The sequence below is a fragment of the Pseudoduganella sp. jia 12 genome (genome assembly GCF_055502675.1).
The window spans coordinates 466817-481100 of record NZ_JBUXKP010000002.1; the positions used below are offsets into that span (position 1 = coordinate 466817).

The 14284-nt window shown below is 66.6% G+C and carries 10 protein-coding genes; 4 read left to right on the plus strand and 6 right to left on the minus strand.

Annotated elements, in window-relative coordinates:
* Positions 1-49 precede the first annotated feature (49 nt).
* The gene (locus tag ACY65G_RS05045) at positions 50-2740 is read right to left on the minus strand and encodes a bifunctional diguanylate cyclase/phosphodiesterase (protein ID WP_464996261.1); all 2691 of its coding nucleotides are present in this window, start codon (positions 2738-2740) and stop codon (positions 50-52) included.
* A gap of 249 nt (positions 2741-2989) precedes the next feature.
* Between ACY65G_RS05045 and ACY65G_RS05050 the strand changes: the two genes are divergently transcribed.
* Complete coding sequence (locus ACY65G_RS05050) at positions 2990-4507, plus strand: CYTH and CHAD domain-containing protein (protein WP_464996262.1); 1518 nt, start codon at positions 2990-2992, stop codon at positions 4505-4507.
* Between the two features lie 101 nt (positions 4508-4608).
* Here the strand turns inward: ACY65G_RS05050 and ACY65G_RS05055 are convergent, their stop codons facing one another.
* Both ACY65G_RS05055 and ACY65G_RS05060 read right to left on the minus strand, forming a co-directional pair.
* The gene (locus ACY65G_RS05055) at positions 4609-6399 is read right to left on the minus strand and encodes a glycoside hydrolase family 43 protein (RefSeq protein WP_464996263.1); all 1791 of its coding nucleotides are present in this window, start codon (positions 6397-6399) and stop codon (positions 4609-4611) included.
* Positions 6400-6634: 235 nt separating this feature from the next.
* Positions 6635-7417 (minus strand): MHFG family PEP-CTERM protein, encoded by a 783-nt coding sequence (locus tag ACY65G_RS05060; protein WP_464996264.1) that lies wholly within the window; start codon positions 7415-7417, stop codon positions 6635-6637.
* Between the two features lie 300 nt (positions 7418-7717).
* Between ACY65G_RS05060 and ACY65G_RS05065 the strand changes: the two genes are divergently transcribed.
* A complete protein-coding gene (locus tag ACY65G_RS05065; RefSeq protein ID WP_464996265.1) occupies positions 7718-8476 on the plus strand; it encodes an MHFG family PEP-CTERM protein in 759 nt (252 codons plus the stop codon).
* A 16-nt stretch (positions 8477-8492) separates the two neighbouring features.
* On the opposite strand, the gene ACY65G_RS05070 is transcribed toward ACY65G_RS05065, so the two are convergent.
* Complete coding sequence (locus ACY65G_RS05070) at positions 8493-9800, minus strand: hemolysin family protein (protein ID WP_464996266.1); 1308 nt, start codon at positions 9798-9800, stop codon at positions 8493-8495.
* A gap of 162 nt (positions 9801-9962) precedes the next feature.
* Here ACY65G_RS05070 and ACY65G_RS05075 point away from each other — a divergent pair, with 162 nt between their 5' ends.
* Positions 9963-10220: a hypothetical protein gene (locus ACY65G_RS05075; protein WP_464996267.1), complete on the plus strand. Its 258-nt coding sequence runs from the start codon at positions 9963-9965 to the stop codon at positions 10218-10220.
* Positions 10221-10395: 175 nt separating this feature from the next.
* Here ACY65G_RS05075 and ACY65G_RS05080 read toward each other — a convergent pair whose 3' ends face one another.
* Positions 10396-11142 carry an SDR family oxidoreductase gene (locus ACY65G_RS05080; protein ID WP_464996268.1) on the minus strand — a complete coding sequence of 249 codons (747 nt, stop codon included), beginning with the start codon at positions 11140-11142 and terminating at the stop codon, positions 10396-10398.
* 94 nt (positions 11143-11236) lie between these two features.
* Between ACY65G_RS05080 and ACY65G_RS05085 the strand changes: the two genes are divergently transcribed.
* Positions 11237-12151: an AraC family transcriptional regulator gene (locus tag ACY65G_RS05085; protein ID WP_464996269.1), complete on the plus strand. Its 915-nt coding sequence runs from the start codon at positions 11237-11239 to the stop codon at positions 12149-12151.
* Positions 12152-12353: 202 nt separating this feature from the next.
* Here the strand turns inward: ACY65G_RS05085 and ACY65G_RS05090 are convergent, their stop codons facing one another.
* Positions 12354-14240: a glycoside hydrolase family 2 protein gene (locus ACY65G_RS05090; RefSeq protein WP_464996270.1), complete on the minus strand. Its 1887-nt coding sequence runs from the start codon at positions 14238-14240 to the stop codon at positions 12354-12356.
* Positions 14241-14284: the final 44 nt, after the last annotated feature.

A 14284-nucleotide genomic window follows, 5' to 3' on the forward strand; every position in this document is an offset into this window, starting at 1 on the left:
GCGCATGCCACGGCATGCGCAACGACAGGCCCGCCGTTCCAGGGTTGGATCAGGACACCGCCATGACATCCGCCGGCGCCAGCAGCGACATCAGCTGCGGCCGGGCCAGCAGGCTGCCGGCCTGGCGCACGGGCAGCGGCGCCGCGAACAGGTAGCCCTGCCCTTCGTCGCACCCGAGCGCGATCAGCGCGGCCAGCTGGCCGGCCGTTTCCACGCCCTCCGCGACCACTTCCATGTCCAGCGCCTTCGCCATCGACACGATCGCCTGGAACAGCACGCGGCCTTCCGGCGACACCGTCAGTTCCGAGGTGAAAGCGCGGTCGATCTTCAGCACGTCCATGTTCAGCCGCTGCAGCTGCGCCAGCGACGAGTACCCGGTGCCGAAGTCGTCGACGTGCAGCCTGACACCCAGTTCGCGCAGGGCCGCCAGCTCGCCGCGCACGTCCACCCCTTCGGCCAGCATCGCCGACTCGGTGATCTCCACTTCCAGCATGGCACCGGGCAGGTGGTGCCGCGCCAGGTGCATCGCCAGGTGGGCATGCACGCCGCCATGGCCGAACTGGTGGGCCGACACATTGATCGATACGGGCACGATCGCCAGCCCGGCGGCACGCCACAGGGCAAGCTGCCGGCACGCCTGCTCGATCACGAAGCGGCCGATCGCGCCGATCAGCCCGCACTCTTCCGCGATCGGAATGAATTTGGCCGGCGGCACCATGCCCAGTTCCGGATGGTGCCAGCGCAGCAGCGCCTCCATGCTGCACAGGCGCCCCGTGGCCAGGTTCACGCGCGGCTGGTAATACAGTTCGAACTGCGGCAGCTCCGCCTGCTGCGCCACCGCGACCTGCAGGCTGTGGCGCAGCTGCACGCGCGCCGTCGCAGCTACGTACAGGTCGGGATCGAAGAAGCGGTAGTGGCTGCCCCGCTCGCGCTTGGCCGCGCCCATGGCGATGTCGCCGTGCCGGAGCAGCGTGGCGGCATCCCCGCCGTCGCGCGGATAGCAGCTGATGCCGATCGAGGCACCGATCGTGCAGCGCGCGCTGCCCAGGTCGTACGGGCGCGACAGGGCTACCACCATCCGCCCGCCGATCGTCGCCAGTTCCTCGTCGGACCCGCCAGGCGAAATCACCACGACGAATTCGTCGCCGCCCAGGCGTGCGACGATATCCTGCGGCCGCAGCAGGCCTCCCAGCCGTAGCGCGACCTGCTTCAGCAGGTCGTCGCCGGCGCCGTGGCCATGGGTTTCGTTGACCTCCTTGAAACCATCGAGGTCGACCAGCAGCAGCGCCAGCGTGCCGTCGCGCTGCGCGGCTTCCTCGATCGCCCGGGGCACGAAGCGCGTCACCCACGGCCGGCTCGGCAGGCCGGTCAGCGTGTCGTAGTTGGCCAGGTACAGCAGCTCGCTTTCATAAGCCTTGCGTTCGGAGATGTCTTGCAGCGTGATCGCCAGCCCGTTGCCGACCCGGACGATGCGCCGGCGGCCCCAGGTGATCTGCATGCGCCGGCCGGCCGGCATCTGGCGCTCGTCTTCGTAAATGCCTTCCTGCATGGCAGCGTGGTAAGCGTCCAGCATGGGGCCGCCGTGTTCGCGCTCGATGACGGAAATGCGCCGGCCGACCAGGTCGTCGCGGCCGCCGCCATAGAAGGAGGCGCCGCGCTCGTTGCAGTCCACCACGATGTAGTCGACGACGGCACCCGTCGTGTCGCGCACCGCCTGCGCCATGTAGAAGCCGTCCTTGGCGTTCTCGGTCGCCGTCCGGTAAGCCTTGCGCACTTCTTCCTCGGCGGCGCGGCGCGCCTGCTGGCGCCGCAGGGCAAGCGCCAGCGCCAGCGACGCGAGCAGCATGCCGGCCGAGATCTCGGCCCACACCCGGCGCGCCGCGGCGGCCCGCTCGCGGGCGGATGTCAGCGCATCGGCCGTGGTCTTGCCTGCCAGCGCCACCACCGGGTAGACGGCCGAACGGTGCCACCCCAGCAGGCGCGGGGCGCCATCGGTGAAGTTTGTGCCGGGCAGTTGCGCGGCGCCGTCGCCTCCCGCAAGCGCGGGAACGGTACGGAACATCGACCCATCGCGGCCGGCGCCAGGTGCTTCGATCCACACGCCGCCCGGGCCGGCTGGCGGCGCGGTCAGCGCCACCAGGCCGTGCCGGCCGAGCACACGTTCGTTATGGAATGCGGTCAGATACTCGGCAGCGACGGTGAGCGACACGATGCCGGCGAACTCGTTGTCCGGCGATTCGAGCCGCAGCGTCATCCTGACCTGGCGCTGGCGTGCCGCCGGCTCGCCCGGCGCGGCGCCGATCAGCAGCGCGCTGGAATTGTTTTGCCGGTGATACCGCAGGGCGGGATCCGCCGGGTCCAGCGTGGCCCGCGCGCGACGCGGGATCGCCGACACGATCCGCCCGGCCGCATCGGCGATGGCCACCTCGCTGAATGCCCCGTCGATGAACATGCCTTCGCGCCGAAGCGCCTGCAGATCCAGCCGCCCCCCGGCCTGCTCCCACGCATGTTTCAGCTGTGTCGCCGCCTGCTCCATCTGGGCGATCGAGCGCGTGGCATATTGTTCATAGGCTTCGGCATACGACCGCACTTCGCGCAACGCGTCGCGTTCGGCGAGATCGCGGTCATGCCCCAGTTGCGCCTCCATTACGAGACCGTAGACGGCAATGGCCAGCAGTGCCAGGAACGGCGCGAGCGCGGGCAGCCAGGCACGCGGCAGTCGAGGAAAAAACGGGCGCACAGGGGAATGTGGAGGTGGACATGCAAGGGGCATAGTTGCGCTATGGTAAATCGGAGATGTGACGGCGCGATGACGCGCTAGCACATTGGTAGCGGGCGCATCGATCCGGCACGCAGCCCAGCCGGGCGACGGATGAGAACGCTAACTTGTATAGTACAAACCACGAGGTACCGGAAGTTTCTGCCGGTGCCTCATCCTTCTATTGCCGCCCCTGCCAGCGCGCACGGGCATCATGATACGGAGAACCCGATGGAAACGGAACTGAAACTGACGGTCGCCCAAGGCGACCTCGACCGGTTGCGCGACCACGCGCTGCTGGCCGGCATCGCCGGCGCCACGCCGGAAGAACATGAATTGCGCGACACCTATTACGACACACCGCGCCTCGACCTGTGGCGCAACGGCCTGACACTGCGCGTGCGCGGCGATGGCGACGCGTGGATCCAGACCGTCAAGACGGCGGCCGCCGGTTCGGCCGGCCTGCACGAGCGCGGCGAATGGGAATCCGCACTGGCCGGGCCGGAGCCGGATCCGGTCAACCTGGCGCGCCAGGTCAAGCAGAAGCGCATCGCCGAGCTGCTGCGCACGCCCGATATCGTCAACCAGCTGCGCCCCGTGTTCAACAACACCACGCGCCGCACGCAATGGAACCTGGAACTGCCCGAGGGGCAGCGGGTCGAATGCGTGCTCGATGCCGGCGACATCCACGTGGGTGGCCGCAACGCGCCGATCGGCGAGCTGGAACTGGAACTGAAACGGGGCGATCCCACGCCGCTGTTCGAGCTGGCGCTGGCACTGCATGCGGATATCCCGCTGCGGATCGCCAACGACAGCAAGGCCGCGCGCGGCTATGCGCTGCTCGACGGCGAAGCGCCGGCACCCATCAAGGCCGTGCCGGTGCACCTGACGAAGAAGATGCGGCTCGAGGAAGCGCTGCAGTGCATGGGCCTGAACTGCCTGCAGCAGCTCGAGGCCAACGTGCCCGGCGTGCTGGCGGGCAGCGTGGAAAGCCTGCACCAGATGCGGGTGGGCCTGCGCCGGTTGCGCGCGCTGCTCGACATGTTCGCCGACCTGGCGCCGCTGCCGGAGCCCGTGCAGGACAGCCTGGAATGGCTGGCGGGAGAGCTCGGCGCGGCGCGCGACTGGGACGTGCTGGCCGGCTCCACGATCGAACAGATCCGCGGCGCCGACCTCGGCCCACTGCGCGCAACGGCGGAGCAGCGCGCCAGGGAGCTGCACCGCGCGCTGCTGCCCACGCTGCACCAGCCCCGCTACACGCAGCTGATCCTGCAACTGAACGGCTGGTTCCATGGCCGGCAATGGCGTTCGGGTAGCGCGCTGCCGGCGGATTCGCCGCTGCGCCAGCGGGCCCGCGACGCGATGGCACCATTGCTGGCGAAAGCCCAGCGGCGCCTGCGCAAGCGGATCGAAGGGCTGGACGAAAACGACGCACCGGCCCGCCACCGCGTGCGCATCGCGGCGAAGAAGGCGCGCTACGCGGCCGAGTTCTTCCACGACCTGTTGCCGGGCAAGGCCGCAAAGCGCTATATCCGCGCACTGTCGGCGCTGCAGGACAAGCTCGGCCTGCTCAATGACCTGGCCGTCGCCGGCACGCTGTTCGACGAGCTGGAAAAACGGAACCCGACCGAGGACCTCAAGGATGGTCTCACCTACGCACGCGGCTACGTAAACGCCGCGGCGCAGGCGGAAAGCCACCACCTGCGCGGCGCGCTGCGGCAGATCGCCCGGCTGGAGATGACGGGGTGAAGCAAGTTCGGATGCCTGCATAGACCCGAAAGCAAAGGGGGTTCAGTAAGGGGCGCCGGCCCGCAGGCCGGCATCCCTGCCCCCGGCTTTTGTCTCCGGGTCTACCTGCCGAAGCGGAAATAGTCGAACTCGGCGTACCCGGCGCGGGTGGCCGTGTTCGACGGCGTGCCGCCCGGCGCCTGCGCGAACAGGCCCACCTGCGTGCCGACCCAGCGGCCCGGCTGCGTGGTGAACGGCGTGCCGAACGGCTGGAAGTTCACGCCATCCACGCTGTAGCTGAACGCGACCCGGGCGTGCGTCGAGCGCAGCATCGAATGCCAGTAATGGGGCACGCTCGGGGCCGGCTCCGCCACTTCCACTGGACTGAACGACAGGCGCACGTGCACCGGCCCCTTCACCTCCACGGGCGCCGTCAGGACCGTCTCCGAGCTTTGCTGGATCTTTCCGCCATTCACGCCAAGGTCCGCCTTCAGGCGCGTGACCTGCACCAGCCGCTGGCCGGCCGCCGTGTTCTCCAGGCCGATCCACGCATAGTCATAGCCATAGGCCATCAGGCCGGCACGCTCGCCCGGCTGCCCGCCCGGCGCCAGCGCGATGGACGTCGTGACGGAGAACGTCATGCCCGGCAGCTTTTGCGTGAGCAGGTGGCCGGCTTCCCACAGGTTCGCCGGCGACGACACGGCTTTCAGCCGCAAGCTGCCCTTCGCGGATGCATCGACCCAGTCCGCCATCGGATTGGCCATCCACTGCCAGCCGAGGTGAAAGCCATCGTCGAATTCGTCGCTGGCGACCGGCACGGCCACGGGCTGCGCGGCCACTTTCGGCTTCGCGTGGCGCGTGACGGGCGCGCCGTACGGCGCCTTGCCCTGCTGGACGCCGATGACCGGCCAGCCGTCGGCGCCCCAGCGCATCGGTTGCAGGTACACGCGGCGGCCGTAGGAATCGGCATCCGAGAAATGCACGAACCAGTCCTCGCCCGCCGGGGTATCGACCCACGCCCCCTGGTGCGGCCCGTTGATGGGCGTCTCGCCCTGGTCCATCACGTTGCGCCCTTCGTACGGGCCTTCGATGTGCCGGGCGCGGAACACGCCCTGCCAGCCCCCCTTGACGGAACCGGACGGCACGAACACGTAGTACCAGCCCTTGCGCTTGTACAGCTTGGGCCCCTCGGTGGTAAACCATGGCGTCAAGCCCTGCGACGTGGCCACCTTCGGCAGCTTGTCGCCTTCGATGATGCGCTTCTCGCCCGGCAGCGTGCGCTTGCCGTCGGCGCTCATCTTCTTGAGGGTGATGACGTTCTTGAAGCCGGCGCGCGAACCGGCGAAGCCGTGCACCAGCCATGCCTGGCCGTCGTCGTCCCAGAACGGCGCGGGATCGATCGCGCCCTTTGCATCGTCCACCAGTACCGGCGCCGTCCACGGCCCCTTCGCGTCGCTGGCGCTGACCATGAAGATGCCGAAGTCCGGGTCCGGGTAATAGATGTAGAAGCGGCCATCGTAGTGCCGGATCGCCGGTGCCCACACGCCGCCGCCATGGCGCGGTACCGCATGGTGCGCTTCCGGTACGTTCTTCTCCAGCGCATGGCCCACCAGCGACCAGTTGACGAGGTCCTTCGAATGCAGCACCGGCAGGCCGGGCACGTTCGTGAAACTCGACGCGGTCAGATAGAAGTCGTCGCCCACGCGCACCACGTCGGGATCGGAATAATCGCCGGCCAGGATCGGGTTGATATAGGTGCCATCGCCCTGGTCGGGAGACCAGACGCCCGCCGGCAGCGGCGTCGCACGGTAACTGTTCTTGGCTGCGGGCGTGGCGGCCTGCGTGGAAGCATGCAGCGCGGGAAGGATGCTGCTGGCGGCCAGCAGCACGCTGGCGAGGGTCGTGGGTCGCAATGTCGTCTCTTGTGGTTGGTGATCATCAGCTTTCGAAGCGGCTTTCGAAGCGGCTTTATAGCCTCTTGAAGCGGCTCTTGAAGCGGCGGCCCCGCGTGCGCGACCGTGTTAGCGCAACAATTCGCCAACGATGTGATGATAAGCGCAACCATCGGCGCTGTCAGCGCCATCCGGGCCGGGCGGCCGAACTGCTCACCCGGTTGATCCGTCTCCCGCGATGGCGGCAGGCAGGCCGTCAGCCGCCCTTACGCTGCTTTTGCGCCTTGCGGGCCGAGCGCAGGCGCGCCACGCCATAGACCAGCGCCAGTCCGGCCCCCAGCATGCCCAGCGTCGCCGGCTCCGGTACGGGCGTCGGCTGCGCCAGGTCGGTGCCGGTAGAGGGATTGCGGTCGGCCAGGTCGGGGCCGTGCACGGCTGAACCGAATGGCGACATGAATGCCGACGATGCGACCACTGGTTCCGGCACTGCCGCCACCTGGGCCAGCGCATCGGCCGCGGCCACGTCGTCGGGCGAGGCGATCCGGATCCAGCCGGGGGCCGGGGCAACCGGCAAGGCCGCCTGCTCGCCGGCGCCGCCGCCGCTGCTGCCACCACCACCGCTGCCGCCGCTGCTATCCGCGACAACGCGGCGCACACGGCTGATGTTGCTGCAAATTTGCGGCACGATCAGGCAATGGTCGTCCACGCAATACACCTTTGCCGGCTCGCGCGCCGTGGCGCTCCAGCCGGCGCGCGTCACGTGGTCGCACATCGTCCGCTGGCCGAAATGCATGCCCGTGATGCGTGGGTCGTAGTCGAACTTGCCCGAAATATGGTCGCGCCCGATCGTGGCGTCATCGTCGGCACGGCCGGCCTCGATCTTCGCGACCAGCGCGGTGCGCACCGGCGCGGGAATATCGACATAACGGGAGACCGCGGCGCTCACGCTGCCCCGGTACGGGTTCCTGCCAGGGCTGTTCCAGGAGCAGTTCGACAGCATGGCGGTGGCAACGACCGCACCGGCAACGAGAGTGGACATATCTAAAGCACTATTGAGACAGGGTAACTTTGAGTATATCCCAGAGACAACCCAATTACAATCTTGCAACTGAATTCCTGTGGGCATTATGGTACTGCCATGGGAAACTGTTGTACCAAGGATTCTTTAACAACTTGAAGTTGTCGCACGGCAGCTTTTTGATGCTACGATGTCACCTGTGGCCGAGCCAACGCCACCATTGCCCGGTGCCCTCGTTGCCACCCGGACGGCCCCGATGGCGTGCCGTTTGCTCCGTGTCCGCCATTGTCCCGCACGGCGCCCCCGCGCCTGGTCCTGAACATGTCCCTCCTATTAGCGTCGGCCGCCATGACGGCAGCCGCCATCGTGCCTGCCTGCTCGTGGAACACGCCCGGCCGCCATCCGTACCGCGGTACGGCGACGGAAGCTGTTTCCCGGTATGTCGACATCCCTGCCGCCACCCGGCACCGCCTCGCCGCGAAGATCGATGCCGGCAATGCCGACGATGACGTGATCATCACCCGCGATGCGATCGAGGGGCGTGCCAGCTATGCGCCCGCCATCACCGGCATGCATTTCGGCCGGCAGACCGTGTGCGAGCGCGTCACGCGCGAACGCTGGCCCGCAACCGCGCGCGAGCCGGCGAAAGTGTATTGCGCCGATGGCCACTGCCTGATCGTGCCGCGCATCTGCAACAACATCAGCCGGCTCGCGACAGCCAGCGGTGAGAGCGGCGGCGGTGCCAGCGGCGGTGGTGCCGGCGATGGCATTGCTGGCCCCGCGGAGGTTCCGCGCGCGGCCCGGCCCGGTGCTGTTCCCGAACCTGCCGGCGCTCCCGAAGTCGATATCGAGGCCACCGATGCAATGGCACGACTGGCCGCCGGTGCGCCGGTGGCACCGCCACCGTCGTGGCCGACAAGCCCGTTCGGCGACTGGACGCCCGGCCTGGGGCCGGGGGCCGGCGGCCTGCCCGGCGAGGTCGCGCCGGTGCCGGCCTCGCCCATTCCCGAACCGGCCGGCTGGATGATGTTCCTCGCCGGCGTGGCCGGGGTGCTGTTCTATTCGCGTTTCCGCCGGTAGCGCGCCGCCGGGGGCGTCAGGTATCGGCCGGCGTGGGCTCGTAATTGCCGATGAATGCGGCGTGCACCTTGTCGATGCGCTTGTCGTCCATGCCGGTGATCTCGAAACGCCAGTGCTCCCACTCGACCACGTCGCCGGCGGCCGGCAGGCGGCCCAGCAGCAGCATGATCATGCCGCTGATCGTGTGGTAATGGCCCTTCTCTTCTTCCGGGACGGAGCGCAGGCTCAGCCGGTCCTTCAGTTCGTGGACGGGGATCGTGCCGGCCAGCAGCCACGCGCCGTCGGGCTGTTCGACCGCCCATGCTTCCTCCACGTTGCGGGGCGTGAACTCGCCGGTCAGCGCTTCAAGCATGTCCTGCACGGTGACGATGCCTTCGATATCGCCGTATTCGTCGATCACGAACACCATCTGCATGCCGCTGGCGCGGAACTGTTCGAGCAGGCCCATGCCGGTCAGTGTTTCGGGCACGTAGACCGCGGGCTGGGAAATGGCGGCGAAATCGGGCACCTGCCCCTTGGCCAGCACGGCCAGCGCCTGTTTGGCCGTGACGACACCAACCACATTGGCCAGGCCGCCGTCGCACACGGGGAAACGCGAGTGCTCGGAATCGAGCAGTCGCGCCAGGTTTTCATCGACCGGCAGGCGGATATCGAGGAAGACGATGTCCGAGCGGGGGATCATCAGCGAGCCGAGCTTGCGGTCGTCCAGCCGGAACACGTTGCGCACCATGTCGTGCTGCTGCTGCTCGATGGCGCCGCTTTCCGACCCCTCCTCCAGCATCGCGTGGATCTCTTCCTGCGTGACGCTGGCCTGCGCCGTCTGGCGCACGCCCATCACGCGCAGGATCGCGTGGGTGGAACCGGTCAGCAGCATCACGAACGGCCGCGTCATGACCGCCAGGCTCTGCATGGGCCGCGCCACCAGCCGCGCGACCACTTCCGGGGCGAGCTGGCCGAGCCGTTTCGGCACCAGTTCTCCCACCACGATCGACACGTATGTCACCACGATGACGACGAGCGCCGTGGCCGTGATCTCGGCCGGCTGTTGATCCAGGCCCAGGCCCGTCAGCCACAGCGACAGCGGCCTGGCCAGCACGGCTTCGCCGACGATACCGTTCAGGATGCCGATCGACGTGATGCCGATCTGCACGGTGGAGAGGAACCGCGTCGGGTCTTCCGCCAGCTTCAGCGCCGCAGCGGCGGCATGGTCGCCCTCCGCTGCCAGCTTCATCAGCTTGCCCCGGCGGGCGGTCACCAGCGCGATTTCCGACATCGCGAATACACCATTCAACACGATCAGGCCGATCAGTATCAGCGGCTCCACATACTACCCTTCATTCATTGCAAAGCGTGCATCGTAGCACGCGGGGAGGAAGTGCAGCGCGGCAACATGCCGATACTCCGGGCTGGATCGGCTCCTACACCCGCAGCCGCTCCAGGCCTATTCGTGCGAGGCTGGTCCCGGGCTACTGTTGCACCACATTTCATGACAACGGAGGACAGCATGCCGATGCAAAGCGAAAGCAGGGACAGCAACCCAGGAAACGACCAGAGCACGCGTGACGGCACGTCGGGCAGTGCCGGCGGCACTGGCACCGGCAGCACCGGCAGCACCGCCGGGGGATCGCCCGCAAGCCAGGGCAGCCAGCAGTCCGGTCAGCAATCCAGCCAGCAGAACGCGATGCCCCCCAGCGAGACAGACGACGACCAGTACGATCAAGGCACCGTGCAGCAGGCGCCTTGAGCGGGACCGGCACCTGGCTTCCCCTGTCGCCCCGGCCTGAACAGCCGGGCCTTCACGCTCACGCATACGCGGGCCGATCGCTTTGCCGTAGATCCCGCTTTCGAGCTGCGGTCCATGTCAATGGTCTCCATCACGCCATTCGACCTGGCAGCGGTAAGCATTCTTGCACGGTTAATCAGCTCGCAACACGCGACATCGCATGGGCATCCGCGCCAGCCGGGAGTCGTAGCGGGACCGTTGGGTCTGTTGCTGCCTGCCAGATCGCTTCCGCGACGTCAGCGGGATGCGTCACCATGGTGGACTCGCCCATCCGGCCAAAAATCTCCTGTACGAACTCGCTGTAGGCTTCTGGAAAAGCGCCTTCCATGCGGGGCTGTGCGTTCTTGCTGAATGGTGTTTCCGGCGCACGGCCCGGGATGACCAGATTGATCCGGACATTGAACTGCGCAAGCTCCAATGCCAGCGATTCCGAAAAAGCATTGACAGCAGCTTTGCTGGCTGTATAGACAGCCAGCAATGGATGAGGTCGGTATGTCGTGGCTGAAGTCACATTGACGATCACACCCGAACGCTGTCTGCGGAAATGCGGCAGCATGGCATGGGTCATCGCGATAGTACCCAAGGTGTTTGTTTCGAATATTTCCCGAATTGTCGCCATCGACGTCCCTTCAACGATACCGAGCAGGCCCACGCCGGCATTATTCACGAGCACGTCGACCGGGCCGATCGATGCAACTGCCTGCACAATACTTTCCGGATTGGTGACGTCGAGTTTCACCACGCGCAGATTTGGCGACTCGGAGAAATTGGCGGGCTTGGGCGAGCGCATCGTCGCGACGACTTGCCACCCTTTCGCCAAAAAGTATTCTGCTGTTTCCAAGCCAAAACCCGAAGAACATCCAGTAATCAAAACCGTTTTCATCGATCTGTCCTTTCAAAAGTGTGAAAACAGAATAGACGATACAGCCCGGACGATCTACACTTGGAAGTCCGCAATTCGTGCGCAGGAGTCCAGAATGGTCGATCCATTGTCCGAAGTCGTCTCACTCCTCAAGCCAGGTGCCCCGTACTCGAAAATCGTGAGCGGGTCTGGCGAGTGGACTGTGCACCGGACCGAATCAGGCGGGCCTTTTTTCTGTGCGGTCGTGGAAGGCGAGTGTGCGATCGCTGTCGAGAAGCGGGAGGCCATCCGTTTGCAGCAAGGTGACTTCGTCCTCATCCCTGCAGCTGACCGTTTTGATATGTCGAGCATCAAGCGGTGCGAGAACAAGAATTATCGTCCCGAAGATATTTCCGTCCTGGATAACGAGACCAGGCACGGTGACCCGTCGGGACCCGCAGATGTGCGGCTGTTGGTCGGCTATTGCGTTTTCGAGTCGCCGGACGCGACTTTGCTGGTGTCCCTGCTGCCGGACATCCTGCACGTGCGCAGAGAAACCCGTCTGCAATCGGTGATGGAGCTCGTGGTCAGCGAGTCTCGTGCGAATCGCCCGGCACGTGACGTCGTTCTCGGACATTTGCTGGAAGTGCTGGTGATCGAAGCATTGCGGTCCACAAAGGGTGTTTCTTCCTCGCCCGGGTTGGTACGTGGACTTTCCGACGAGCGGCTGGCAAAAGCCATACGTTGCATGCACGAGGCACCGCAGCATCCCTGGACCGTGGCAGAGCTCGCGAAGGAAGCCGCCTTGTCACGCTCGACTTTCTTCGAACGCTTTAGTCGAGCGATCGGCTCTGCACCCATGGAATATTTGCTTGCGTGGCGCATGGCTTTGGCAAAGAGCCTGCTGGGACAACCGGACCACAGCGTAGCGGACGTCGCCGAGCGGGTGGGCTACAGCTCCGCAAACGCTTTTAGCGTCGCATTCGCCAGACAAGTGGGACACTCACCGGCCAGGTTTGCGCGGTTGTATTGCCGTGCGTCTCGCGGATAGCGTGGGCATCGGGCGGGTGGGGAATGCCGGCTGTCGTGGTCTGTTTTGTACGGCAGCTCCGATTGCGGCCAGTCGAAGAGCGCACTGTCCAGAGCATGCTGGTCCCGGCCAGCATGCGGGTGGCGACCTCGTATGGGGCCCACCGGCCAGCGTTATCCTGACGCGGCCGACGTGATCAGCTCCAGTCACAATGGCTCGCCCATCAAGGTGCGCCGGCGGTGGATTTCGCGCGGTTGCGGTAGTAATCGGCCAGCACGCCGAAGGCCTGCTTGCGCACGCCCGTTTCGGACACGAGTCCCTTACGGTTCCAGCCGTTCTGGAACACCGGATGTTCGCGCCGCGGGGACCGGAAGTCCTTCAGGATCCAGGGCGACAGGCCGCGCAGGGTCGGGATCCGCTCGGCCATCGCCAGCGTCTGGCGGTAGTATCCGGCCTGGTATTCCTCGGTGAATTTCTTCATGCCGTCGCCGGCCTTGCCCTGATCCTTGTAGCCGGCCAGCGCATCGGCACCGAACTCCGACAGGATCAGCGGCCGGTCCGCCGGCACCTGCCACTTCAACGTGGGCAGCGCATCGAGCGTGTCGTTGCCGTACCAGCCGGCATAGGTGTTCACGGCCAGCACGTCGAGCTTGTCGACGAGCGGGTCCTTGATGACGGTGACATCCTCCCCGTCGACCTTCTGCCGCTCGACGAGCAGTGCGGCGCTGACGAGGCGCGTGGGGTCCAGCGCACGCACGTTGTCGGCCATGGCGCCGTGGAAGGCGGTGCGGGCCGGCGACACGGGCGTTTCATTGCCCACGCTCCACAGCACGACGGCGGCGCGATTGCGGTCGCGGTAGATCGTCTCGGCCTGCATCGCCAGCGCCTTGCGCAGCACGGCGGGGTTTTCCCAGTCCACCGTCCAGTAGACGGGAATCTCGCTCCAGACCAGCAGGCCCATCTCGTCAGCGAGGCGCACCGTGGTTTCCGAATGGGGATAATGCGACAGCCGCACGTAGTTGCCGTTCAGGCCGTGCTTGATCTCGGTGAGCAGCGCGCGCGACGCCTGTTCCGTCATGTTGCGGGCCGGGTTCGGGCCGAACTCTTCCTCGTGCAGCGAGATCCCGCGCAGGAAGATAGGCTTGCCGTTCAACAGGATCTGGTTGCCTTTCACAGCGATCGTGCGGAAGCCGATGCGGTCGCGCACCGTGTCGCCCGCCGCGGAAAAGCGCACGTCGTACAGCTTCGGGCTATCCGGCGACCAGCGCTCCAGTTTCGCCGGAGCGGCGATGTCGAACACGGCGCGGCCGCCGGCATCCGTCTTCGCGGTGGCCGTGGCGAGCGCGCCGATGGCGACCGTCACGGCCTGCCCGGCCGCCTTGGCTCCCTGCAGCCGCACCTCGCCGGCGATGCGGCCATCGGCTTTCAATGTCAGCGTGGCGTCGTCGATGAACGTGGCCGGCGTGCGGATGAGGCGCACCGGGCGCGTGATGCCGCCGTACAGATCCCAGTCGGTGATGACCGTGGGGATCGATTGCGCATCGTGCGTGGAATCGACGCCGACGGTCAGCCGGTTGTCGCCGCCGCGCAGCGCGTCCGTCACGTCCAGCACGAACGGCGTGAAGCCGCCTTCGTGCCGGCCGATCTCCTTGCCGTTCAGGTACACGTAGGCCTTGTAGTTGACGGCCTCGAAGCGCAGGAACGCGCGGCCGCCATCCGGCGCCGGCGCCTTGAACTTGCGCTGGAACCAGACCAGGCCATCGTAATAGCGCATCTCCGGCACGGCGGCATTCCACGCGCCCGGAATCGTGGCCAGCGGCCCGCGGTCCATGTCGAACTCATAGAAATCGGTGGTGGCGCGCGCTTCCTCGGCCGCCACGTCCAGGTCGCGGTAGCGCTGCATGCGCGACTTGGCGACCCAGCCGTTGATGTCCGTAAGGCCGGTGCGGTACAGGTCCTTCGAATAGGTCCACTGGCCGGACAGGTCCTGGCTGTCGCGCGACTGCGCACCCGTCAGCAGGAATTTGGGGCGCAGGTCGTCCGTCGCGGGCGTGGCCAGGCCCAGGGGGCAGGCAAGCACGGCCAGCAGGGCAATCGCGAATGTCTTCATCGTTGTGATCTCAAAAAATAAATGGTCAGGGAACCAGCCCAAGG

What these genes read in the sequence shown, in the direction of transcription:
- ACY65G_RS05050 (WP_464996262.1), top strand. Translation starts at nt 2,990, where the DNA reads ATGGAAACGGAACTGAAACTGACGGTCGCCCAAGGCGACCTCGACCGG.
- ACY65G_RS05060 (WP_464996264.1), bottom strand. Translation starts at nt 7,417, where the DNA reads ATGTCCACTCTCGTTGCCGGTGCGGTCGTTGCCACCGCCATGCTGTCG.
- ACY65G_RS05065 (WP_464996265.1), top strand. Translation starts at nt 7,718, where the DNA reads ATGTCCCTCCTATTAGCGTCGGCCGCCATGACGGCAGCCGCCATCGTG.
- ACY65G_RS05075 (WP_464996267.1), top strand. Translation starts at nt 9,963, where the DNA reads ATGACAACGGAGGACAGCATGCCGATGCAAAGCGAAAGCAGGGACAGC.
- ACY65G_RS05080 (WP_464996268.1), bottom strand. Translation starts at nt 11,142, where the DNA reads ATGAAAACGGTTTTGATTACTGGATGTTCTTCGGGTTTTGGCTTGGAA.
- ACY65G_RS05085 (WP_464996269.1), top strand. Translation starts at nt 11,237, where the DNA reads ATGGTCGATCCATTGTCCGAAGTCGTCTCACTCCTCAAGCCAGGTGCC.
- ACY65G_RS05090 (WP_464996270.1), bottom strand. Translation starts at nt 14,240, where the DNA reads ATGAAGACATTCGCGATTGCCCTGCTGGCCGTGCTTGCCTGCCCCCTG.